At 65.0% G+C, this 21383-nt stretch carries 28 protein-coding genes; 16 read left to right on the forward strand and 12 right to left on the reverse strand.

Annotated elements, in window-relative coordinates; genetic code table 11:
* Positions 1 to 41 precede the first annotated feature (41 nt).
* Both K1X15_RS17930 and K1X15_RS17935 read right to left on the reverse strand, forming a co-directional pair.
* Positions 42 to 413, reverse strand: coding sequence for a DUF4260 domain-containing protein (locus K1X15_RS17930; protein ID WP_220304940.1), 372 nt, complete (start codon positions 411 to 413; stop codon positions 42 to 44).
* Between the two features lie 14 nt (positions 414 to 427).
* Positions 428 to 1390: an NAD-dependent epimerase/dehydratase family protein gene (locus K1X15_RS17935; RefSeq protein ID WP_220304941.1), complete on the reverse strand. Its 963-nt coding sequence runs from the start codon at positions 1388 to 1390 to the stop codon at positions 428 to 430.
* A gap of 123 nt (positions 1391 to 1513) precedes the next feature.
* Here K1X15_RS17935 and K1X15_RS17940 point away from each other — a divergent pair, with 123 nt between their 5' ends.
* The 10 genes from K1X15_RS17940 (at position 1514) to K1X15_RS17985 (ending at position 8579) form a co-directional block, all read left to right on the forward strand.
* A complete protein-coding gene (locus K1X15_RS17940; RefSeq protein WP_220304942.1) occupies positions 1514 to 2428 on the forward strand; it encodes a LysR family transcriptional regulator in 915 nt (304 codons plus the stop codon).
* Positions 2429 to 2435: 7 nt separating this feature from the next.
* The gene (locus K1X15_RS17945) at positions 2436 to 2636 is read left to right on the forward strand and encodes a twin transmembrane helix small protein (protein WP_220304943.1); all 201 of its coding nucleotides are present in this window, start codon (positions 2436 to 2438) and stop codon (positions 2634 to 2636) included.
* Between the two features lie 41 nt (positions 2637 to 2677).
* Entirely contained in the window at positions 2678 to 3274 is a 597-nt protein-coding gene (locus K1X15_RS17950; RefSeq protein ID WP_220304944.1) for a cob(I)yrinic acid a,c-diamide adenosyltransferase, read from the forward strand.
* Between the two features lie 38 nt (positions 3275 to 3312).
* The gene (locus K1X15_RS17955; RefSeq protein WP_220304945.1) at positions 3313 to 3996 is read left to right on the forward strand and encodes a rhomboid family intramembrane serine protease; all 684 of its coding nucleotides are present in this window, start codon (positions 3313 to 3315) and stop codon (positions 3994 to 3996) included.
* Between the two features lie 95 nt (positions 3997 to 4091).
* Entirely contained in the window at positions 4092 to 4274 is a 183-nt protein-coding gene (locus K1X15_RS17960) for a putative motility protein (RefSeq protein ID WP_220304946.1), read from the forward strand.
* Between the two features lie 4 nt (positions 4275 to 4278).
* The gene (locus tag K1X15_RS17965; RefSeq protein ID WP_220304947.1) at positions 4279 to 4494 is read left to right on the forward strand and encodes a hypothetical protein; all 216 of its coding nucleotides are present in this window, start codon (positions 4279 to 4281) and stop codon (positions 4492 to 4494) included.
* A 149-nt stretch (positions 4495 to 4643) separates the two neighbouring features.
* On the forward strand, positions 4644 to 5738 hold the full coding sequence (gene hisC / locus K1X15_RS17970; RefSeq protein WP_220304948.1) for a histidinol-phosphate transaminase: 1095 nt from the start codon (positions 4644 to 4646) through the stop codon (positions 5736 to 5738).
* A complete protein-coding gene (locus K1X15_RS17975; RefSeq protein WP_220304949.1) occupies positions 5735 to 6706 on the forward strand; it encodes a prephenate/arogenate dehydrogenase family protein in 972 nt (323 codons plus the stop codon). Before hisC ends, K1X15_RS17975 begins: the two co-directional genes overlap by 4 nt.
* A gap of 180 nt (positions 6707 to 6886) precedes the next feature.
* Positions 6887 to 7858 (forward strand): DUF2125 domain-containing protein, encoded by a 972-nt coding sequence (locus K1X15_RS17980; protein WP_220304950.1) that lies wholly within the window; start codon positions 6887 to 6889, stop codon positions 7856 to 7858.
* A gap of 136 nt (positions 7859 to 7994) precedes the next feature.
* Positions 7995 to 8579, forward strand: coding sequence for a gamma-glutamylcyclotransferase (locus K1X15_RS17985; RefSeq protein ID WP_220304951.1), 585 nt, complete (start codon positions 7995 to 7997; stop codon positions 8577 to 8579).
* Here K1X15_RS17985 and K1X15_RS17990 read toward each other — a convergent pair.
* The 4 genes from K1X15_RS17990 to K1X15_RS18005 all read right to left on the reverse strand — a co-directional run bounded on the left by K1X15_RS17990 (position 8567) and on the right by K1X15_RS18005 (position 11493).
* The gene (locus K1X15_RS17990) at positions 8567 to 8908 is read right to left on the reverse strand and encodes a hypothetical protein (RefSeq protein ID WP_220304952.1); all 342 of its coding nucleotides are present in this window, start codon (positions 8906 to 8908) and stop codon (positions 8567 to 8569) included. The two genes, K1X15_RS17985 and K1X15_RS17990, sit on opposite strands and share 13 nt — an antisense overlap.
* Before the next feature lie 127 nt (positions 8909 to 9035).
* Positions 9036 to 9839, reverse strand: a complete 804-nt coding sequence (locus K1X15_RS17995; RefSeq protein ID WP_220304953.1) for a lysophospholipid acyltransferase family protein — start codon at positions 9837 to 9839, stop codon at positions 9036 to 9038.
* A gap of 69 nt (positions 9840 to 9908) precedes the next feature.
* Complete coding sequence (locus K1X15_RS18000; RefSeq protein ID WP_240549549.1) at positions 9909 to 10838, reverse strand: cell division protein FtsX; 930 nt, start codon at positions 10836 to 10838, stop codon at positions 9909 to 9911.
* A complete protein-coding gene (locus tag K1X15_RS18005; protein ID WP_220304954.1) occupies positions 10831 to 11493 on the reverse strand; it encodes a cell division ATP-binding protein FtsE in 663 nt (220 codons plus the stop codon). Before K1X15_RS18005 ends, K1X15_RS18000 begins: the two co-directional genes overlap by 8 nt.
* 211 nt (positions 11494 to 11704) lie before the next feature.
* Between K1X15_RS18005 and K1X15_RS18010 the strand changes: the two genes are divergently transcribed.
* Positions 11705 to 12688, forward strand: a complete 984-nt coding sequence (locus K1X15_RS18010; protein ID WP_220304955.1) for a DUF3426 domain-containing protein — start codon at positions 11705 to 11707, stop codon at positions 12686 to 12688.
* Positions 12689 to 12698: 10 nt separating this feature from the next.
* A complete protein-coding gene (locus K1X15_RS18015) occupies positions 12699 to 13109 on the forward strand; it encodes a response regulator (protein ID WP_220304956.1) in 411 nt (136 codons plus the stop codon).
* A 3-nt stretch (positions 13110 to 13112) separates the two neighbouring features.
* Here K1X15_RS18015 and lysA read toward each other — a convergent pair whose 3' ends face one another.
* From lysA to argH, 3 genes are all read right to left on the reverse strand, one after another.
* Positions 13113 to 14372, reverse strand: coding sequence for a diaminopimelate decarboxylase (gene lysA, locus K1X15_RS18020; RefSeq protein ID WP_220304957.1), 1260 nt, complete (start codon positions 14370 to 14372; stop codon positions 13113 to 13115).
* A gap of 60 nt (positions 14373 to 14432) precedes the next feature.
* Entirely contained in the window at positions 14433 to 15152 is a 720-nt protein-coding gene (locus K1X15_RS18025) for a gamma-glutamylcyclotransferase (protein WP_220304958.1), read from the reverse strand.
* Between the two features lie 71 nt (positions 15153 to 15223).
* Complete coding sequence (argH, locus tag K1X15_RS18030) at positions 15224 to 16672, reverse strand: argininosuccinate lyase (RefSeq protein ID WP_220307604.1); 1449 nt, start codon at positions 16670 to 16672, stop codon at positions 15224 to 15226.
* 19 nt (positions 16673 to 16691) lie between these two features.
* Here argH and K1X15_RS18035 point away from each other — a divergent pair, with 19 nt between their 5' ends.
* A complete protein-coding gene (locus K1X15_RS18035; RefSeq protein WP_220304959.1) occupies positions 16692 to 17354 on the forward strand; it encodes a TlpA family protein disulfide reductase in 663 nt (220 codons plus the stop codon).
* 64 nt (positions 17355 to 17418) lie between these two features.
* On the opposite strand, the gene K1X15_RS18040 is transcribed toward K1X15_RS18035, so the two are convergent.
* A complete protein-coding gene (locus K1X15_RS18040; protein ID WP_220304960.1) occupies positions 17419 to 18150 on the reverse strand; it encodes a class I SAM-dependent methyltransferase in 732 nt (243 codons plus the stop codon).
* Between the two features lie 101 nt (positions 18151 to 18251).
* Between K1X15_RS18040 and gloB the strand changes: the two genes are divergently transcribed.
* Positions 18252 to 19019, forward strand: coding sequence for a hydroxyacylglutathione hydrolase (gene gloB, locus K1X15_RS18045; protein WP_220304961.1), 768 nt, complete (start codon positions 18252 to 18254; stop codon positions 19017 to 19019).
* A 204-nt stretch (positions 19020 to 19223) separates the two neighbouring features.
* A complete protein-coding gene (locus tag K1X15_RS18050; protein ID WP_220304962.1) occupies positions 19224 to 19481 on the forward strand; it encodes a hypothetical protein in 258 nt (85 codons plus the stop codon).
* Positions 19482 to 19502: 21 nt separating this feature from the next.
* Here K1X15_RS18050 and K1X15_RS18055 read toward each other — a convergent pair whose 3' ends face one another.
* Positions 19503 to 19955, reverse strand: a complete 453-nt coding sequence (locus tag K1X15_RS18055; RefSeq protein WP_240549550.1) for a hypothetical protein — start codon at positions 19953 to 19955, stop codon at positions 19503 to 19505.
* 189 nt (positions 19956 to 20144) lie between these two features.
* Here K1X15_RS18055 and K1X15_RS18060 point away from each other — a divergent pair, with 189 nt between their 5' ends.
* On the forward strand, positions 20145 to 20624 hold the full coding sequence (locus K1X15_RS18060) for a VOC family protein (RefSeq protein ID WP_220304963.1): 480 nt from the start codon (positions 20145 to 20147) through the stop codon (positions 20622 to 20624).
* Positions 20625 to 20649: 25 nt separating this feature from the next.
* On the opposite strand, the gene K1X15_RS18065 is transcribed toward K1X15_RS18060, so the two are convergent.
* Entirely contained in the window at positions 20650 to 21381 is a 732-nt protein-coding gene (locus tag K1X15_RS18065; protein WP_220304964.1) for a phosphotransferase enzyme family protein, read from the reverse strand.
* Positions 21382 to 21383: the final 2 nt, after the last annotated feature.

The raw sequence follows: 21383 nt of genomic DNA on the forward strand, positions 1-21383 counted from the left end.
TTCGAACCGCAAAAGTGGTGTCCACTTTTGCGGAAGGCGCTCTAGCGCTTCTTCCCGATCCGCCCCAGATGCGTGTCCTGGAAAGAGCTTTCGGATTTGAGACCATAGCCCATGAGGCGGTCGAAGCCGGAATGCCCCAGCCAGAGCGCTCCCAGCGCCGCGAGGATTGGCGAAGCGACGAGCCCGCCCAGGGCCAGCAGGACCACGCCAAAGGCATAGACATGCACGAAATTATACACCCGCGCCCCGATCCGCGGTCCGAGCCCATAGGCGGCAAAGCTCAGGTCAGGCGCAAAGAACAGCACCAGCGCCGCCCACCAGGGCAGGTCGGCGCCGGCGAGGGCAAAGAGCACCAGGCTCGCGCCGAAGACCAGCGCCCCCTCGACCCGCTGCCAGGCGATCATGTCCGTCATCCTGCGCCCTCCGTTCACGCTGCCTTGCGGGCTGCGGTGTGTTTCGCGGCCACCAATTCGGTAACGGTTGCCGCCACGGCCGCCTCGAACGGCGTCCCGAAACCGGGGCCCAGCAGCGCATCGAGCCGTGGATCGACCAGTTCCATCTCGTTGAGCCAGAGATAGCGCATGCGATAGATGTCGCGCATCACCGGATTGACCAGGCCCATGGCCCGCAGCATCCACCAGGGCAGCGGCGCCACCTTCAGCCGGCGGCCCAGTCCCGACTGGATCGCCGCCATGATCTGTCCATGGTTCACCCAGTGCCCGGCAAAGTGGAAATTCTCGAACCGCCCGAACCCGTCGCGCTGTTCCGCGACCACTGCAAAGGCCCGTGCCAGATCGGGCAGATAGGCCCAGCTGTGGCGGGTCTGGAGGTCGCCCATATGGTGGATCGTCCCCCTGGCGAAATTCATGAACATGGCCGCATCGTACCAGTCGTCGCGATTGCCCGGACCGTAGAAGTCGCCAGCACGGAGGATGATCACCCGGATATTTCCAGATTCTGCCGCTGCCTGCAGCATCTGTTCAAGCCGGATGCGAATGTCCCCGCGCGGCTTCTCCGCGCTCTGGCGCAAGCCTGGCGCGATCGCGCGGTCGCTGGCGCGGTAATTGTAGATGGTTCCCGGAAAGAGCAGCGTCTTGCCCGAAGAGCCCATGGCATCGAGCACCACCTGAAGCTGCCTTTCCGCCCGGCCATTGCCCCACTGGTCGTAAGGCAGATGCAGGCCCTGAAAGACGATGTCAGCATCGGCGATCGCCGCGCGGACCACCGCCACCTCATCGGCGTCGCCCGCCACGAAAGCCGTGCCGGCCACCGGCCGCCGATTGGCGCGTCCCAGTCCTGTCACCGTCCAGCCTGCGTCGCGAAACGCGATCATCGCCGCATTGCCGATATGGCCATTGCTGCCCAGCACCGTCACCTTGCCCTTGGACATCTCATTGCTCCTTGCACTTGTCCTGGCGTGACCCGCTTGCCGATCACGCTCTTGCCGGAGCCCAAGATCGTCGATACACTGATGAATATCGATTGGCCGTATTTCTGGGTTTGATATTCACAAATGAATAGGGAGCCGGATTGGGCGCTCTGGCGCAGCTTTGCCGCGGTCATTTCCGAAGGCTCGCTTTCGGGGGCGGCCCGCCATCTCGGGCTCAGCCAGCCGACAGTGGGCAGGCATATCGAAACGCTGGAGGCCGATCTGGGCTTGAGCCTCTTCGAGCGCAGCCTAACCGGCCTCAAGCCCAACCCCACTGCCCTGCGCCTCTATGAACCCATCAAGTCCGCCCAGGCCGCGCTGGCCGAGGCGGCCATCCTCGCCGCCGGGGCGCAAGACGAAAGTGGCGGCACGGTGCGGCTGACTGCCAGCACCATGATCTCCAATTATGTCCTGCCCGACATTCTCGCCACCGCCCGCACGCTCCACCCACGCATCGCCATCGAGACAGTCCCTTCCGATTCGGCCGAGAACCTGCTGATGCGGGAAGCCGACATCGCCATACGCATGTTCCGTCCCACCCAGCTCGAACTGGTCACACGGCATCTGGGCGATATTCCGCTGGTTCCGGTGGCCCATGAACGCTACCTGGCCCGCCGCGGCCGGCCGACCAGCGTCGCCGAACTCTGGGCCCACGACATTCTCGGTTTCGACCGGTCCGATGCTATCATCGCCCATGCCCGGGCGCTCGGTTTCAATATCACCCGCGACCATTTCATGGTGCGGTCCGACGACCAGACCCATTTGTGGGAGCTGCTCAAGGCTGGCATGGGCATAGGGTTTGCTCAGCAAAACCTGGCGCGCCGCACCCCGGGCCTGGTGATCCTGCCCATCGATCTCGCCATCCCGCCGCTGCCGATCTGGCTGACCACGCACAGGGAATTGTTCACCTCGCACCGAATCCGTGCCATCTATGATGCTGTAGCGGACGGCCTCACCGCCTATATATCCGGCGATCCAATCGCGTCCTCCATCCGTTAAGGCTGACATGCAGACCCTGTTCAATATCGGCATCGCCCTGGCGCTGCTTTTCGTCGTTATCGTGCTCGGCATGGGCCTTTGGAACATGCTCAAGGGCGGCCCCGGCAATACCAGCCAGCGCCTGATGCGCCTGCGCGTCATCGGCCAGGCCGTGGCGCTGGCGCTGCTGCTGGGCGCCCTGTTCCTGTTCGGGCGCGGCCAGGGCTGAAACCAGCACGCAGAACAGCGATTTGAGGGAGGCGGGCGGCCATGGTGAAGCTCAACAAGATCTACACACGCACCGGTGACGATGGCACCACCGGGCTCGTGCGCGGCCCCCGTCGCTCCAAGCACGATCTGCGCGTCGAGGCCTATGGCACCACCGAGGAAGCCAATGCCTTTGTCGGCCAGGCGCGGCTCTCGACCACCACCCAGCCCCGCATCGATACGGTGCTGGCGCGCATCCAGAACGACCTTTTCGATGTCGGCTCGGACCTCGCGACGCCCGGCGCCGACGATCCGGATGCGCAATATCCCAGCCTGCGCGTGCGCCCGGTGCAGACCGACTGGCTGGAACGCCAGATCGACCATTTCAATGCCGATCTGGCCCCGCTCACCAGCTTCATCCTGCCCGGTGGCACGCCGCTCTCGACGGCCCTGCACCTTGCCCGTACCGTCACCCGCCGCGCCGAGCGGCTGGTCGCGGCCCTGGTCGAGGTCGAGCCCGACACCAGCCCCGAGGCCCTGCGCTATCTCAACCGCCTCTCCGACCTGCTATTCGTGCTCGGGCGCGTCGCCAATGCCAATGGCAGCAAGGACGTCTTGTGGGTTCCGGGCAATTATGGTGACGTCAAGAAGGCCGACTGATCGCTGACCGGCGACGGGGCACGGGAGAGCGCCACACGATGTTCCTGCCCCTGCACGACACCAATCCGATTCGCCATGTGAAATTCCCCGTCGTCACCTACGGGCTGATGGCGGTGACGGCGCTGGTCTTTCTCGTCCAGTCGGCCCTGCCACCGGCGGCCTTCGACCAGGCAACCATCGATTTCGGCATGGTCCCCATCGTGGTGCGCGACCTCTATCCGCAGCCTGTGGCCTGGCTGCCCGACTGGGCGAACCTGGTCACCTACGCGTTCCTCCATGCCGACTGGCTGCACATGCTCACCAACATGCTGTTCCTCTGGGTCTTCGGCGACAATATCGAGGACGCACTGGGGCACACGAAATTTCTCGTCTTCTACCTCGCCTGCGCGGTCTGTGCGGCCCTGGCCCATTTGCTGTTCAACCTCCAAGGCAATGGCCCGCTGATCGGCGCCTCGGGCGCCGTGGCCGGGGTCATGGGCGCCTATATCGTGCTCTATCCTCATGCCCGGGTCTTCGTGCTCGCCCGCATCGTCTGGCTGATCCCCCTGCCCGTTCCGGCTTTCTGGATGCTCGGTTTCTGGATCGCCACCCAACTCTTCTATGTGGTCATCGGCTCGGACGAGCCCGTCGCCTGGTGGGCCCATCTGGGCGGGTTTGCCGCCGGACTCGTGCTGGCGCCACTCCTCAAGCGTCGCAGCGTTCCCCTCTGGGGCGGGCGTTGACCCGCCTTTGAGGACAATTTCTCCGCCCGAGCCAACAAAGCGTTAACCCGGCTTAACTAGTGTCGTGGCACCCGCAATGTGCCAGGACCGGCCCCTTGAACACCGACCTCTCCACGAACTTGCTGACGGCGCGCACCGCGATGACGCAGAATTCCGTGCAGATCGCGGTCTTCAAGAAGGCTCATGAGATGCAGGCCGACCTGCTCAATTCCCTGATGCAGACCGCGCTGAGCGCCCCGCCCCCGGGCCAGGGTCTCAAGGTCGACAAGCAGGCCTGAGCCAATGGCGACGGGAACCGGCATCGGCATTGCCCCATCCGTCATGATCAACCGCATCGTCTATGACAAGAACGTGCCGCAATCGGGCCATCTGCTCGAAGTCGCGCGCCTGCGCGGCGAGATGATGCAGGCCCAGGCGGACAATGCCGCGTCCCCCCTCCCCACCACCAAGCCCGCCGAACCCCCGGTCAACGGTGCCGAAGTCGATTTGCTGGTCTAGTAGGCCCATGCTCGAGCCGGCCCGATAGGGCAAATCCCCCGGCGAAGGGCCGGGCGGATATTGACGCTGGCGCGAGCAGAGAGGCTTTGCCATCGGGGCCGGCTTTCACTATGGTCCGCGCGGCTTTTCCTGCCGGTTAGAAATCTCAGATGTCCGATCAAAAGCGTCCAATACCGCAGCCCGGAATCCTCGATATTGCGCCCTATCTGCCCGGCAAGTCCGGTGCGCCCGGCAGCAAGGCAATCAAGCTTTCGGCCAATGAATCCCCGCTTGGCGCCAGCCCTCAGGCGGTGGCGGCGTTCGCTGCTGCTGCCGATCACCTCGAAATCTATCCCGAGGGTTCGTCCCGCCTGTTGCGCGAAGCCCTGGGCGAAGTGCATGGCATCGACCCTAACGCCATAGTCTGCGGCAATGGCTCGGACGATCTGTTGCACCTGCTGGCGCAGACCTATCTGGGCCATGGCGACGAAGCAGTCATGAACCGCTATGGCTTCTCGGTCTATCCGATTATCACCAAGGCCGCCGGCGCCGAGATCGTGACGGTCGACGAGGTGGACTACACCGCCAATGTCGATGCGCTGCTGGCCGCCATCACGCCGCGCACCCGCATCGTCTGGCTCGCCAATCCCAACAATCCCACCGGCACCTATCTGTCGGTGGCCGAAGTGGCGCGGCTGCATGCCGGCCTCCGGCCCGACATTCTCCTCGTCATTGACAGTGCCTATGCCGAATATGTGACCGCTGCCGACTATTCGGTGGGGCTGGACCTGGTCGAGGCCCACGAAAATGTCGTCATGGTGCGTACCTTCTCCAAGATGGGACTGGCCGCCGCCCGCATCGGCTGGATGGTGGGGCCGGGCCATGTCGTGGATGCGATCAACCGCATCCGCGGGCCGTTCAACGTCAACCTGCCCGCGCAACTGGCCGGGGCTGCCGCCACGCGCGACATTGCCTTCAACCAGCGCCTTAAGGCCCATAATGCGCAATGGCGCGACTGGCTGACGGCCCAATTGCAGTCCAACCGCATGCGGGTCATTCCCAGCCAGGCCAATTTCGTGATGGTGCTGTTCGAAACGCCGGAACTGGCGGCCAGGGCCTTCGAAACACTGGCAGCGGCGGGCTATATCGTGCGCGAGATCGGTGCGTCCTACGGCATCCACAACGGCCTCAGGATCTCGATCGGTTCGGAAGAGGCGATGCGCGGCGTCGCCGAGGTGCTCAAATCCATGGAGGGCGCCCAATGAGTGTGCATTTCCGCAAGCTCGCCCTGATCGGCATCGGCCTGATCGGCTCGTCCATCGCACTGGCGGCACGGCGACAGGGCCTGGTGGAGGTCATCTCCATTGCCACCCGCCGCCAGGAAACGCTCGATGAAGCGCGCGCGCTCGAGCTGGGCGATATCTATACGCTTGATGCCGCCGAAGCCGTGCGCGGGGCCGACCTGGTCATTCTCTGCGCGCCGGTCGGCGCCTATGGGGCCCTGGCCGCGGCGATCGGGCCGCATCTGGAACAGGGCGCGATCCTGTCCGATGTCGGCTCGGTCAAGGAACATGTCGTCAAGGTCGTTGGCCCGCATGTGCCGGCGGGCATCAGCTTCATTCCCGGCCATCCCATCGCCGGCACCGAGCATTCAGGGCCTTCGGCCGGCTTTGCCGAGCTGTTTGCCGGGCGCTGGTGTGTGCTGACCCCCACGACGGGCGTGCCGCAGGCCGACACTGACAAGCTCGTTGCCTTCTGGCAGGTCATGGGCTCGATGGTGGAATGCATGGACGCAGCCCATCATGACATGGTGCTCGCCATTACCAGCCACATTCCTCACCTCATCGCCTACAATATCGTGGGCACGGTGGCCGATCTCGAAACGGCCACCCAGTCCGAGGTCATCAAGTTTTCCGCTTCCGGCTTCCGCGACTTTACCCGCATCGCCGCCTCCGATCCGGTCATGTGGCGCGACGTCTTCCTCACCAACAAGGACGCCGTGCTCGAAATGCTGGGCCGCTTCAACGAGGACCTCTCGGTGCTGCAGCGGGCGGTCCGCAATGGCGATGGGGCGGCGCTCGAAGCCATGTTCACCCGCACGCGCGCCATTCGCCGCTCGATCATCAATGCCGGGCAGGAAACGGCCGCGCCCGATTTCGGCCGCCCGCACGAGGCTCCACCGGCCCCCGAACCGTCCTTCGTGCGCGAGCATGGCGGCGGCGATGATGCTTGACCGCGTCCCGCAGGGCAAATCGCTCCAGTGGAGCGATTTGAGCGGTCAAGGCCATGAGAGCTGTGCTCGAGTGGCTGGCGCGTTGGGCACAAATCGCTCCGGTGACACAACTGAAGCGGTCAGGATGATGGGAGCCACGCTCGAGTGGCTGAGCATGGCCGGCAAGGATAAGAAGGCTCCATGAAAAAGCGAATCATCATTCTTGGCACCGTCGTCCTGCTTGTCGTCCTGGCCTGGTCGGCGGCCTGGTTTGTCCTGGCTGCACAGGTTCGCCAGCAGGTCGAAGCACTGGCGCTGGCGGATGGCGAGACGGCGCCGCAGCTGCAATGCGGCGCTCTCGATATCGGCGGCTTCCCGTTCCGGTTCGATGTGGATTGCGCCAATGCCAGCCTCGTCTCGGGAGACCTGATGGTCGAGGTGCCCGGCCTAAGGGCCAGCGTCATGGTCTGGCGTCCGACCCATGTCGTGGCCTCGGCGCAAGGGCCGGCTCGCCTGTCCGATGCCTTCACCGGCCTCAGGCAGGATATCGCCTGGAGCGCCCTGGAGGCGAGCCTCCGCCTCGAGAACTGGCGCATTGCCCGGCTTTCAATTCTTGCCAGCGAGTTGGACTGGACGGACCAGCTGTTCGGGGAGAGCCAGATCGCCCGGGCGCCGCAGGTGGAGCTGCATCTGCTCGACATGCCGGAGCGGCACGATCCCGAAGCGGGGCGAGCGGCGTTGGCGGGCTATATGCGCGCCCAGGCGGTCGAAGTGCCGGGCATCGGCCTGGCTCCGACCGATGCCGAGGTGGAAGTGGAACTGACCGCCCTGCCCGATGACATCCGCAACTGGGGCGCCGTGCCGCTGCTGCCTGACTGGCAGCAGGCCGGTGGGCAATTGCGCATTGTCGGTGTCCGCGCCAATGACGGAACCGCCGACCTCAACGCCACCGGCGAGCTGGCGCTCGATGCCCAGGGCTATCCGACCGGATCGATCGCCATCGATTCGCTCGGTGTCGCCGATCGCATCGGCCCCTATCTCGAAGAGCCCTGGCGCACCCTGGTGCTGGGCGTGCCGGGCGAGGACGGGCGCCACAAGAACCAGCTCAACTTTGCCGGGGGTACGCTCTCCTCGGGCCTGGTACCCATCGCGGCGCTGGCACCCTTGTTCTGACCGGGCCTCGCCTTGCCAGAAGCGGGTTTGCATTGAGCCCCGGCCCAGCCACATATCCCCGCATGAGCTGGCAGGCGCCCGATGCCCTTGCCCGGCATGGTCGGGCTCGCTAGCCTAGCGGGGAAGGTGGTTGCGCATGACCAATGACGACGCGATATCTGACGGCCAGGACACGCGATGGGTGTTCGGCTACGGGTCCCTGATCTGGAATCCGGGCTTTTCATTCCTGAGTGCGCAGCTTGGCCTGTTGCGCGGGGCGCACCGCTCGCTCTCGATCATTTCCCACCACCATCGTGGTACCCGCGACACGCCGGGCCTCGTGTTCGGGTTGACGCGGGGTGGCTCATGCCGCGGCATGGCGTTCGAGGTCTGCACCAGCGCCTGGGATGAGGTGCGGGCCTATCTCGATGCGCGCGAACTGGTCACTTCGGTCTATCGCGATGTGTGGCGGCCGGTGGCGCTGGCCGACGGAAGACGCGTGCGGGCGCTGACCTATGTGGTCGATGAGGCCCATGAACAATTCGCCGGGCCATTGAGCGTTGAGCAGCAACTGGCCATGATCCGGGCCGGCGTCGGCATTTCCGGCCGCAATGTGGATTATGTGATCAATACCGCCACCCACCTGCTGCAACTGGGCATAGAGGACAAGGCGCTCATGGCCCTGGCGCGGCAGCTTCAGGAAGAAGGGGAGCAGCCGTCCGGCGAGGGTCAGGCGGCCTGAGCCACCGGCTCGCTGGCCGGCACGGCCTGTTCCAGGTCCCAGATGGTGGAGAGCCGGTTTTCAGGGGCATCCATGCGGAACACATTGGTGCCGCAGTCCAGCGCGACGCGGAAGCGCGTCCGGCTCATCGGGTCGGCAACAAGGTCCTCGGTCGACCCCACCCAGAGCACGTGACTGCCCTTGGCGATGACGTAGAGATCCGATTCCCGCATGGCGAAATCGTCGAGGCTTTCCGCATTCAGGCCATAGTCGCGTCCCGACTGGCCCTGCCAGTGCGACAGCCCGGCCTTGCGCACGGCTCCGCGCCCAAGATTGTCCCGATGCACCATATTCCCGTTCCCCTGCGTCCCAGAAGAAGAACAAAATTAGAACAAACTTTATGCAGTGTCAAGCTGCACCCTAGCGACACGCTATATGTGTGGATGTGTTCGAGTGGTTCGTCAATATCTAGTGGGTCTATGCGCCCCGCAGCGCATCACGCCGGGCCCGCAGGCGGTCATCGAGCGGGCGGCCTATGCCCTGGTCGATGGCCTCGAGCGTCAGCCGGTTCGATTCGGTTTCGATGGCGTCATGCAGCCGGGACCGGAAGGTTTCGGGGTCAAGGCCCGGCTCGATGGCCGGCAGGAAGCGGGCGCGGGCGACGCCGGGCCAGATGATGAGACTGTTGCGACCCCAGAACAGTCCGGAATTGAGGGCCACCGGCACCACAGGAACATTGAGTGCGGTATACATGCGCACGATGCCCTGGCGATATTCCGCATCGGCCAGCACCGGTTTGCGGGTGCCCTCGGGATAGATCACGATGCGACAGCCCCGGTCGATGGCGTCGCGGGCCTGGTTGATCATCGCCGGGATCGCCTGCGCCCCTTTCTGCCGGTCGATCTCGATACAGTCGAGCGAGCGGGCGGCCCAACCGAAGAAGGGAATGCGCATCAGCTCCTTCTTGGCGATATAGGCAGGGCGGCCGGTATGGGGAAAGATCGCGAAGATGTCCCAGTCGGACTGGTGCTTGGACGCGATGATGCAGCCGCCGGGCGGAATGTGTTCATCGCCCTCGACATGGGTGCCCATGCCGGTGAGAAAATGCAGATAGTGCACATTGGACCAGCACCATAAGCGGGCGATGGCCCAGCCGAACGGCGTGCGCCCGAAGAGGATGCCCACGGTTCCGGCGAGAATGGCGAGGATGCCCGTCTGGCCGAGAAAGACCACGTAGAAGAGCGCGGTGCGCACTGCCTGGGTTGCAGCCTTGATCGACATGGGCTCCCCCGCCTTTCCGGCTAGACTTCTCTCATAGCCGCGTCAGGCCGGCTTGGCGAGGCCGCGGCGTCACGATGCTTCGCTCAAATAGCGGCGCACCGTCATCCGCGACGTCACCGCCGTCAGCGCCGCGATCACCGGCACGACGGCCAGGATGAACACCATGCCGTCCCACCCGAGCAGGAACTGGCCGAACAGCACTCCGACCTGCGCCGTCGCTTCACTGGGGAGCACGCTGCCCGCGGCCGTGCCGATGAGCAGGAAGAACAGGATGGAAAGGATAGCCCCGAGAAAGCCACCCTGCAGGCCGATCGACAGGAACCGGCCCTGGAACGCCCCGGCAATGAACTTGTTGGAGGCGCCGATGAAATGCAGCACATCGACGATTTCGCGATTGCTGGCCATGGCGCCGCGGGTGGCGAAGATGATGGCAAGAACCGTGGCGACGCCGATCAGGCCGAGGACCAGGAGCCCGGACAGCACGACGGTACCGGCCATGGTGTTGAGCTGCTGGCGCCAGGCGGCATGGGTGTCGAGGCTGGCACCCTTGATGGCCGAGAGATTGCGCTGCAATTGCTCGGTATCGGCCTCGGCCGGGTCAGACAGCTGCACCACGACCAGGCGTGGGATGGCAATGGCCGAAAGGTCGAGCCCGGCCCCCAGCCAGGGTTCGAGCAGGGCCTGGCTTTCCTCGATGGTCAGCGCCCGCGCGCTGGCCACGCCAGGGGTAGACTGGGCCAGCGACACCGCCGTGCGCAGGTTGCTTTCCATCACCTCGCCCTCGACCGGCCGGATCTGGATGGTCAACTCGCGGCCCACATCGGCAGACCAGGCAATAGCCGATTTCTGCACCAGGACCACCCCGCCCAGTGTCACCGCCGAGAGGAAGGCCATGATGGTGATGAGCAGCAGCAAGGTGCGGCCGGCCACGCTTTTTTCGGGCACGATGGGGGCTGCGCCGCCGCGCCGGGGCAGAAGGGAGAGCATTTGCCTAATCATGGATGGTCAGCTCCCCCTTGTTGAGCACCATGCGCGGATAGGGGAAGCGATCGAGCAAGGGCAGTTCGTGGGTCGCCAGGATAATGGTGGTGCCCAGGGTGCGATTGAGCTCGGCAAACAGGTGCACCAGGCGGCTCGACAGGTCCGGATCGACATTGCCGGTGGGCTCGTCGGCCAGCAGCACCTTGGGACGGGCGATGACGGCACGGGCAATGGCGGCGCGCTGTTTCTCGCCCCCCGACAGCAGGGTCGGCAGGGCATGCATGCGCTCGCCCAGCCCCACCCACTCAAGCAGCTCGATGACGTTTGGCCGATATTCGCTCTCGGGCTGACCCAGGACACGCAGTGGCAGGGCCACATTCTCGAAGGTGGTCAGGTGATCAAGGAGCCGGAACTCCTGGAACACGATGCCGATATGCCGGCGCATCTGCAGCAGGCTGTCCTGATCGAGATTGCCCACATCCTCGCCAAACATGGTGACGCGGCCGCGACTCGGCTTGATGGACAAGAGCAGCAGACGCAGCAGGCTGGTCTTGCCGGCGCCGGATGGTCCGGTCAGGAAGTGGAACGAGCCCGGCTCGATGGAAAAGGTGAGATCCCTCAGAATCTCGGGGCCGTTGCCGTAGCGCAGGCCCACATCGGAAAACTCGATCAAGAACGGGTGCTCCCCAGCTCGTCCGTTGGCTTTGGCGGCATGAAGGCGAATCAGCCTTTTCCGCATCATAGCAGCGCGGGCGCCGCCCAGCGGCATGGGGCCGCTTTTGGCCGTGGGAAAGCGGCACAATTTTGATCGCGGCCCGGTTTGAGGAGTTTTAACCCCGGCAGGGATAGGGTCGGCAACCATTCCGGGAATTGCGCGCCGCCTGATGATCATCACCTGTCCGCATTGTCAGACCAAGTACCAGGTGACCTATGAGGCCATCGGTTCGGCTGGCCGCAAGGTTCAGTGCGCCCATTGCCACCGCGCCTGGAATCAGGACGCAACGGCGCCCGAGCCGGCAAAACCCGCCAAGGGCCAGGACACCGAACAGGCGGACCGGATTTTCGATGCACTGGCCGAGGATGCGCTGGACGAGGCCATGGCGGCCGAGGAAAGCGCCGCAGCCGCTGCCAGCGGCAAGGCGATGCCGGCCGCGACCGGGCCCCTGTCCGGGATCGACGCCGCCGAGCTGCAGAAACAGCAGACGGCCTTCCTGCGACGCCAGAACGCAATGATTTCCAGCCTGCCGCTGGCGCGGCTGCGCCGGGCCGCGCGCATTGCCGGCGTGGTGATGCTGGCCGGACTGGTCGGGGGCGCCTGGTTCGGCCGGGAGCAGATCGTGGAGCGCTATCCGGACCTGGCCGGGCTTTATGAGGCGGTCGGGCTCGGGGTCAATGTCGTGGGCCTGGACTTTTCCGACCTCGCCACGCTCAAGTCGCTTTCCGGTGGCAATGACGTGCTGACCGTGTCCGCGCAGATCGTCGGGCGCTCGTCGCGCCCGGTACCTGTACCGCCGGTCGTGATCAGCCTGCTCGATGCGTCCGGACACGCCGTTTATGAGTGGAGTGTCATGCCGCGGGTGCGGGACCTGATGGCGGGTGAACGCGCAACCTTTGACACCAGGCTGTCGTTGCCGCCCAGCGAGGCGGTGCGTGTCCGCCTGAGCTTTGCCGGCATGGGCGCGGGTGCGGGCGAGCGAAAGACGGATGCGGCCGCACCAGCACCCGCGGGCGAAACCCCGCCGGCATCGGCCGAACCGAACCATTCCGCGCCTCCGGCGCATACCGATGCGGCCCCGGCCGCCGATCCTCACGAGCCAGCCGCCGAACCGGACCATGCGCCGGTGCCGGCAGCGGGCGAACATCACTAGGAGGGCGCCCATGGCCCGCATCCTCGTTGCCGAAGACGATCCCTCGGTCCGTGCCTTTGTCGTCAGCGCCCTCACCATGAAGGGCCATGAGGTGGTGGCCGAAGACGATGGCGGGCTCGCCGCCGAGACCATGGACGCCGAAGGTGGCCGGTTCGACCTGTTGCTGAGCGACATCAAGATGCCGGTCATGGACGGCATCGCGCTGGCCCTCCATGTCGGCGCGGCCTATCCCGACGTCACCATCGTGCTGATGACCGGCTTTGCCGACCAGCGCGAGCGCGCCCACGGCCTCGACGCGCTCATCTATGACGTTATCGCCAAGCCCTTCACCCTGGCCGATCTGCTGGCCAAGGTGGACGACGCTCTCAATGGTCGGCCGGTCGAGGTGGTGTCGCTCGCCCGGCAGTCGCAGGGCCAGTAGGCCTCAAAGCCAGTCGGGCACGCTGTCGAGAGCGATCAGCTCTGCAAGCGACTTGCGCGGGCGGACGACATGCCAGCGATCGCCATCGACCAGCACTTCGGGGATCAAGGGCCGCGAATTGTAGGTCGAGGCCATGACCGCCCCATAGGCGCCGGCGCTGATCACGGCCAGCAGGTCGCCCTCCTTGACCCCGGGTATGGTGCGACCCTTGGCCAGATAGTCCCCGGTCTCGCAAACAGGCCCGACAATGTCGCCGGTGATCGGAGGTAGATTGGACTGGTTCACCAGTTCAACGTCGTGATGGGCTTCATAAAGAGTGGGGCGGATCAGGTCATTCATCGCCGCATCGACGATGATGAAATTGCTCGCCCCTTCCTTCACATATTCAACCCGGGTGACCAGGATGCCGGCATTGCCCACCAGCAGCCGCCCCGGCTCGATGACCAGCGAGCAGCCCAGTTGCCCGACCTTGTCGCGGACGACGGCGGCATAGGCCTCCGGGTGGGGCGGGGCTTCCTGGTCGTGATTATAGGGGATGCCGAGCCCCCCGCCGACATCGATATGCTCGATCTCATGGCCATCCGCACGCAGCGCCGCGACCAGCTCGGCCATCAGTCCAAAGGCATTGCCGAAGGGCTCGAGGTCGGTGATCTGGCTGCCGATATGCATGTCGACGCCCACCGCCTTGACATTGGGCAGTTCGGCAATGCGGGCATAGACGTCGCGGGCGCGCTTGAAGGGGATGCCGAACTTGTTCTCGGACTTGCCGGTCGAGATCTTGGCATGGGTGCGCGCATCGACATCGGGATTGATGCGGACCGAAACATGGGCGGTCTTGCCCATTTCTCCCGCGACCCGCGAGAGTCGCTCCAGTTCGGGCTCGCTTTCGAGGTTGAAGCACTTGATGCCGACCTCGAGACCCCGGCGCATTTCGGCGGCGGTCTTGGCGACCCCGGAGAAGACAATCTTTTCCGGGGCAATGCCGGCGGCCAGGGCCCGCTCCAGTTCGCCCAGCGACACCACGTCGGCGCCGCAACCCTCGGCGGCCATGAGCTTGAGCACTGCCTGATTGGAATTGGCCTTCATGGCATAGGCCATGAGCATGGGAATGCCATCAAAGGCCTCGCGCACCACCCGGACATGCCGGCGCAGCGTGGCGCTGGAATAGACGTAGAACGGCGTCCCCACCTTGTCCGCGAGGTCATTGAGATTGACGTCCTCGGCAAAAAGCACGCCGTCGCGATGTTGAAAGTGATGAACCATTTCTGCCCCGCTGGTTGCGGCCTTTCCCTAAGCCAAGCGCGGCGAAAACGAAAGCCAGACTTATCGATCCGCCTCATAAGCCGCTTCGATACGCTCCGCGACCAGATGCTGGAGCCGCCACAGATAGGGATCGTGAATGCCCATCTGCTCCAGGTGGTCGACCGTGGCATGGAGATATTCGGCCATGGAGCCGCGGGTGCCGACGGCCCGCGCCAGCACATCGGCGATTTCGGCCTCGCTTAAGCCGCTGACATAGCGGCCGGATTGACGGTCGATGCAGAATGTCAGGGCCCGAATGGCCCGCTCGCCGGTCCGCACCGTCACCCAGCGGGGCGGGAAGGCGGTCGGCAACCAACCCATTTCGCGCTCGAACAGCTTGACGAGGCAATCGTCGCGCCGGTCGGGCGGCAGGCGATAGAGCGCGCCCTTGCAGGCCCCACCGCGGTCGAGCGCCAGCATCAGGCCGGGACTGTCCTCGCTGCCGCGAAAGCGGGTATTCCATCCGAGGCAAAAGGCCCGGTGCCAGCCATGCAGCAGGCCCGTGCGGATTTCGACATAGTCGCAGGCCGGTTTCCAGATCAGCGAGCCATAGGCGAACACCCAGGTTTCGTCGTGATGATCGGGGCCATCGAACAGGGTCTGGATGGTCGCGGCATGATCATTCGGAGTGGCTTCGCGCAGGCCGGGTGGCGGCGGGGGAAGGGCCTCGGAGGTCTCCTCGGGCTGCAGATAGGCGACATGACGGGCAGTCAGGCGCATCTGTCGGGATCGTCTCGGCATCTATCTCTCACCCGCCCCTCGGGCATCCCCTCCCCAGATGGAGGAGCAGAATCGTGGCCCACGGCCGCGCGCTAGGCAATACCGCCGTCACCATGGCTGCCATGTTTCTTTGCCTTGAGCGGGCGCGGTTCGTGGCTCTCGCCGGTGAGGGCGGTTTTCCAGCGCGCCGCCTGGGCCAGCACATTGGCCGGGGCCGTGCCGCCATAGGAGGCGCGGGCGGCGACCGAGGCCTCGACCGTGAGCACCTTGTGGATGCGGCTGTCGATACGGTGATCGATGAGCTTGAAATCCTCGATGGTCAGCCCTTCGAGCCCGCAATGCTTCTGCTCGGCCAGCGACACGATCTGGCCGGTGATGTGATGGGCGTCACGGAAGGGAATGTTGAGCTCGCGCACCAGCCAGTCGGCGACGTCGGTGGCGGTCGAAAAGCCGGCCGAGGCCGAGGCATGCATGCGCTCGCGATTGGGCACCATGTCCTTGACCATGCCGGTCATGGCGGCCAGGGACAGGGAGAGGGCATCGAGGGCGTCGAAGGCGACTTCCTTGTCCTCCTGCATGTCCTTCGAATAGGCCAGCGGCAGGCCCTTCATCACCACCAGCAGCGAATTGAGCGCCCCCAGGATGCGGCCAATCTTGGCACGCACCAATTCGGCGGCGTCTGGATTGCGCTTCTGCGGCATGATGGACGAGCCGGTGGTGAACTTGTCGGAAAGCTTGATGAAGCCGAACTGGGCCGAGGACCAGATCACCATTTCCTCGGCAAAGCGGGAAAGATGCATGGCGCAGATGGAGGCGGCGGCGAGCGTTTCGAGGATGAAATCGCGGTCCGAGACAGCATCGAGCGAATTGGCCGTCGGGCGGTCGAAGCCCAGCGCCGCAGCGGTCATGTCGCGGTTGATCGGATAGGGTGTGCCGGCAAGCGCCGCCGAGCCCAGCGGGTTTTCATTGAGGCGCCTGCGCGCGTCTTCGAGCCGGCCGGCATCGCGGCCAAGCATTTCGACATAGGCCAGCAGGTGATGGCCGAAGGTCACCGGCTGGGCATTCTGCAGATGGGTGAAGCCGGGCAGGATGGTCTCGGCTTCGTCCTCCGCCCGGGTGACCAGACCCAGCTGCAGGCCGCGGATCTGGCCGACCAGGGTGTCGATAGTGTCGCGCACATAGAGGCGGAAATCGGTGGCCACCTGATCATTGCGCGAGCGCGCGGTGTGCAGGCGCCCCGCGGCATCGCCGATCTTTTCCCTGAGCCGGCTTTCGACATTCATATGGATGTCTTCAAGCGCCCGCGAGAATTTGAACCGGCCGCTCTCGATTTCGGCCAGCACCTCGTCTAGACCGCTGAGGATGGCGTCGCGGTCGTCTCGCGTCAAAATGCCCGTGGCCTCAAGCATTGTCGCATGGGCCTTCGATCCGGCAATATCCTGGCGGTAAAGGCGCTGGTCGAAGCCGATGGAGGCGTTGATTTCCTCCATGATGGCGTCGGGCGCCTCGGCGAAGCGACCGCCCCACATCTTGTTGCTCAGAGCCTTGTCCGGAGACACCATGGAAAATACCCGCCAGAGAATCCCCCGATCCGCTTTTGCCTGGGCGGTGCCCGTCGCGGCGGGGGTGGTGATCGTTGCTGGGTCTATAGCGGCATGGCTGATGCTGGGCAATGCCGGCACCGCCAATGAATGTCCGGTACAGGCCGCCGCGGCCCAGGTGATCGACGCCGCCGCCGTTGGCGAACTGGCCGCGCTCAACGGCACCGGGGAGGGTCGGGGCTATGCCGACCTGGCCTTCAAGGACGCGACCGGCGCCGATCGAACCGTGGCCGACTTCGCCGGCAAGGCACTCCTCGTCAATTTCTGGGCCAGCTGGTGCGTGCCCTGCCGCGAGGAGATGCCGGCGCTCGACGCCATCGCAGCGCAATACAATTCCGACCGGTTCATGGTCCTGCCGATCAATCTCGATATCGGCGCCAATGGGCTCGAAAAGGCCCAGGCATTTCTCGACGAAGGCCAGTTCCAGAACCTGCCGCTTTATGCCGACAACAGCTTTGCGGCATTCGAGCGGCTGAAGCGCGAAGCGGTGGCCATCGGCCTGCCCGCAACGCTTCTGCTTGACCCGGAAGGCTGCGAACTGGCGGTGCTGCAAGGGCCGGCCGAATGGCACACGCCGGACGGCGAGGCGGTCATCAAGGCCCTGATCGGATTGCGGGGATAACAGCGGCAAACGCCGTGATGCGTGTCACCCGCCATTCGAGCGTAGCTCTCCCGACCGTCCCGCACTAGCCGCTGCGCGCCGTTGCCGTGCTCATCCCCGGCAGGCGCACAAAGCGCTCGGCCTTCTTGCGGCGCGGAACAGCGGGGAAGGCCTCCTTGCGGGCGCGGATGCAGATGACCCCGCTCATGGCCGGGCCGAATACCCGCCCGAAGCGCTCGAAGAACCTGGGATATTTGATCACCAGCCGCGACTGGAAGGGCGGCAGGAACAGCGCATCACGCCACACCTCGGGAACAAAGCTGTGGTCGCGCAGCAGCTTGTCGAGCTGTCCGCCCGAATAGGGATTGCCCTGGCCGAACGGCGTGTTGTCACGCTGCGCCCAGATGCCCCGGCGGCGCGGCACCACCAGCAGCAGATGCCCGTTCGGGGCGGTGACGCGCCAGAGCTCACGCATCAGCTCTTCGGCGTCGGCGACGTGTTCGAGCGCATGGATGGCAACGGTCAGGTCAATGGCCGCATCGGTGAGCGGCATTTCCAGCGGGTCGCAGAGCACCGTACGGGACGGGCCCTCGCGCGGCCAGGCAGAGGCGCCCTGCCGTTCGGGCATGAAGGCGAGGACCCGCTCGGCCGGCTCCAGCGCAAAACGCAGATAGGGCGTCGCAAAGCCCAGCCCCAACACGCGGCGGCCCTTGAGGTCGCCGGCCAGTTCCATCACCTGCTCGCGCACCAGCGCCCGCGACAGGCGCCCGAGCGGGGATTTGTAGAAACCGATGAGGCGGGTGACATCGCTGGTCATGGCCGGACAGTGCCAAAGGCGCGTGAACTTGTCCAATCCGAGGTTGTCATTGGCGGGCCCGCTCCCTAGCTTGCAGGCAAATCGAGAAAAGGAGATGACCGATGGGCCTGATCGTGGATGTGTTTTCCGCCCGCAGCGACAATTTCGGCTATCTGGTACATGACGAAGCCACCGGCCGCACGGCTGCCATCGACGCGCCGGAGGCCGGGCCGATCCGCAACGCCCTTCTGCATCGCGGCTGGACGCTGACCGATATCTTCATCACCCACCATCATGTCGATCACGTCGAGGCCATCCCCGAGCTCAAGGCCGCCTTTGGCGCCCGCGTCGTCGGTCCGCGCGACGAGGCCGATAAGATCGAGGGGCTGGACGAACTGGTGGGCGATGGCGACACCATCACCCTGGGCGAAACCCGCTTCGAGGTCATGGCCATGCCGGGCCACACGCTGGGCCATGTGGTGTTCTACAATCGCGAAGGCGGGCATCTGTTTTCGGCCGATGCCCTGTTCTCGCTGGGCGTGGGCCGCATGTTCGAGGGGACGCCCGGGCCGATGTGGGCGGGCCTCAAGCGCCTGCGCGACCTGCCCGACGAGACGCTGGTCTATTGCGGGCACGAATATACCCAGTCCAATGCCCGCTTTGCGCTCTCCATTGACCCGGACAACGAGGCGCTCAAGGCCCGTGCCGCCGAGGTCGACCAGTTGCGCGCCGCCGGCAAGGCGACCATCCCCTTCAGCCTGGGCGAGGACAAGAGGGCCAATCCGTTCCTGCGCGCCGATATGCCGGAACTGGCCCGGCACTACGGCCTCGAGGGCGCCGACCCTTCAGAGGTGTTCGCAGCCATCCGCAAGGGCAAGGACAATTTCTGACCACGCGGCATAACGCTGACCAGGACGGGGTCGCTCATTTGGGCGACCCCTTTTTGTGTGCACTTGCCTGTGAACCAATCACATTGACGGATCGAACTTCGTTAACAGAGTGTTACCATCTGGCATGGCGCTTGCCCCTAAGCGGGTATGGCGCCGTGGGTTCTGTTCCATTTCGGGACAGGGCGGCCCGGAATGGTACACGCGATGTCAGAAGCGACACAGAACGAGACAGGTCGCACGGAACTGGTCCTGGTGGGCCCCGCCGGTGCGCGCCCCTCGCTGGCCTTTTCCGCCCCGACAGCAGCCTTTGTCAGCCAGCTGATCGCCGCCCGCGCCCATTTGCCGATCCAGCGCACGCGTCGCATCGGCACCGCCGAAGGCGCCGTGGGGGCCTATGGACAGACCGCACGCCTCACCCAGCGCCGCATGCCGCAGGGCTATCGCAAGACAGTCGTCGCCTGAGGGAATAGCCGGGCTGTCGAGTCAGTTCATCGACACGTCGCGGCTGGCACTGGTGATCGAGACGGTGAAGCCGGCCACCACATCGATGAGACTCATCACCATCAGCAGGAAGAAGACCGAGCTCGAGGCCGCGCCCACCAGCAGGAACTCGACCAGGAACGCCACGAAGACCACCATGGAGAGCATATGCTCGATGATCGAGCTGCGCGCCGTATTGGTGGATTTGAGCACTTCGAAGAACAGGAGCAATATGCCCACCACGAGCAGGAAATCGCCCGCGGTGATGGCCCAGGGCATGCCCGAGGGCATGGGGATGGAGAACAGGCCCGCCCCCCAATTGACCGGGTTGCCACCGAAGAACAGGAAGACCACGAGATTGTAGAGCACGAAGGGCACGACCAGCAGGGGCACGATGAAGCCATTGCCGCGCGAGTGCTGTGCACGGCCCGTTGGCAGGATGACGGTCTCGCTCATGGGTCAGGCCTCCGCTCAGTTCGTGCCACCATGCCAGAGCTTTACAACGGGCGGAAGGGGACCACCGGGGAGAAAGACCGCCAAGAGGCATGTTCAATTGGCACGCCATGAAACGTCGCAGTCCTGAGGACCGTTGATCCGACTGCAAGGGAACCGGGTCAAGCGGCCGGCAATCTGAGGAGAACACAAATGCAAAACGCCAAGAACATTGTCTGCATCTGGTACGACACGGAGGCCGAGGAGGCCGCCAATTTCTACGCCCGAACCTTTCCCGACACTCATGTGACGGCGGTGCACAGGGCGCCCAGCGACAACCCGTCCACCAAGGCCGGCGCGGTGCTGACGGTGGAATTCACAATCATGGGCATTCCCTGCATCGGCCTCAATGGCGGCCCGGCCTTCAAGCACACGGAAGCCTTTTCCATGCAGGTGGCCACCGAGGACCAGGCAGAAACCGATCGCTACTGGAACGCCATTGTCGGCAATGGCGGCGAGGAAAGCATGTGCGGCTGGTGCAAGGACAAGTGGGGCATCAATTGGCAGATCACCCCGCGCGCCCTGTCCGAGGCCATGCAGAAGGGCGGCGAGACCGCCAAACGCGCCTTCGACGCCATGATGGAGATGCGCAAGATCGACGTGGCGAAGATCGAGGCGGCTGCAAAAGGCTAGGCCCGTCCCCGGTCAGTCCGGACACTCAGGCCGGCCGAACCAGTGCAAGCTGGCTGACCGCATGGTCGTCCTTCCAGCAGACCGCAGCTTCCCAGGCGGCGGAGGCCTGGGCGACCATGTCGGCCTCGGCCGGCGCTAAGCCGGCCGCATTATGGGGCAGGTCGAGATCGAGCTCAGGGACATCGACATGGGCTTCGTCCCAGTCGATCAACGCCACCCTTTCGTCGGTCACGCGGATATTGCGCGGATTGGGATCGCCGTGAACCACGGCCGTGGGCCGTCCGGCAAGGCGGGCCCAGGCGCCCCGACAGCGAGCCACCCCTTCGGCAGGCATGGCATTGAGATCGATCCTGGTGCCTTTATCGCTCGTGAGCAGGTCAATGGATGATTTCCAGCCGGGGCGCTGCGGCCAGTCGGTCGTCAGCGCGTGAAGCTGGCGCAGCGTTTCGGCGACCCTATGCCAGTCGGCCTCGGTCTCAGGCGGCTCGCCCACGACATAGCGCATCACCACCAGCCCGCCGACAAACAGCCGGCCGTCCAGGGTGGGCAAGGGGACCGGCACACTTAGCCCGTGCCGGTCGAGATGCAGCATGAGGGTAGTTTCCCAGGCGAGATCGGCGTCGCTTCGTCTCCCCAGGCGTCCAACGGCCATTTGCCCATTGACGCGCAGGCGCCACACATCATTGGCAACGCCGCCGCTGAGACGCTCGACGCGCTCGGCATCGTCGCCCCAATGCGCCAGCGCCTCCCAGCCCATCG

Origin of the sequence: Devosia salina, assembly GCF_019504385.1 — a bacterium.
Classification (GTDB): domain Bacteria; phylum Pseudomonadota; class Alphaproteobacteria; order Rhizobiales; family Devosiaceae; genus Devosia; species Devosia salina.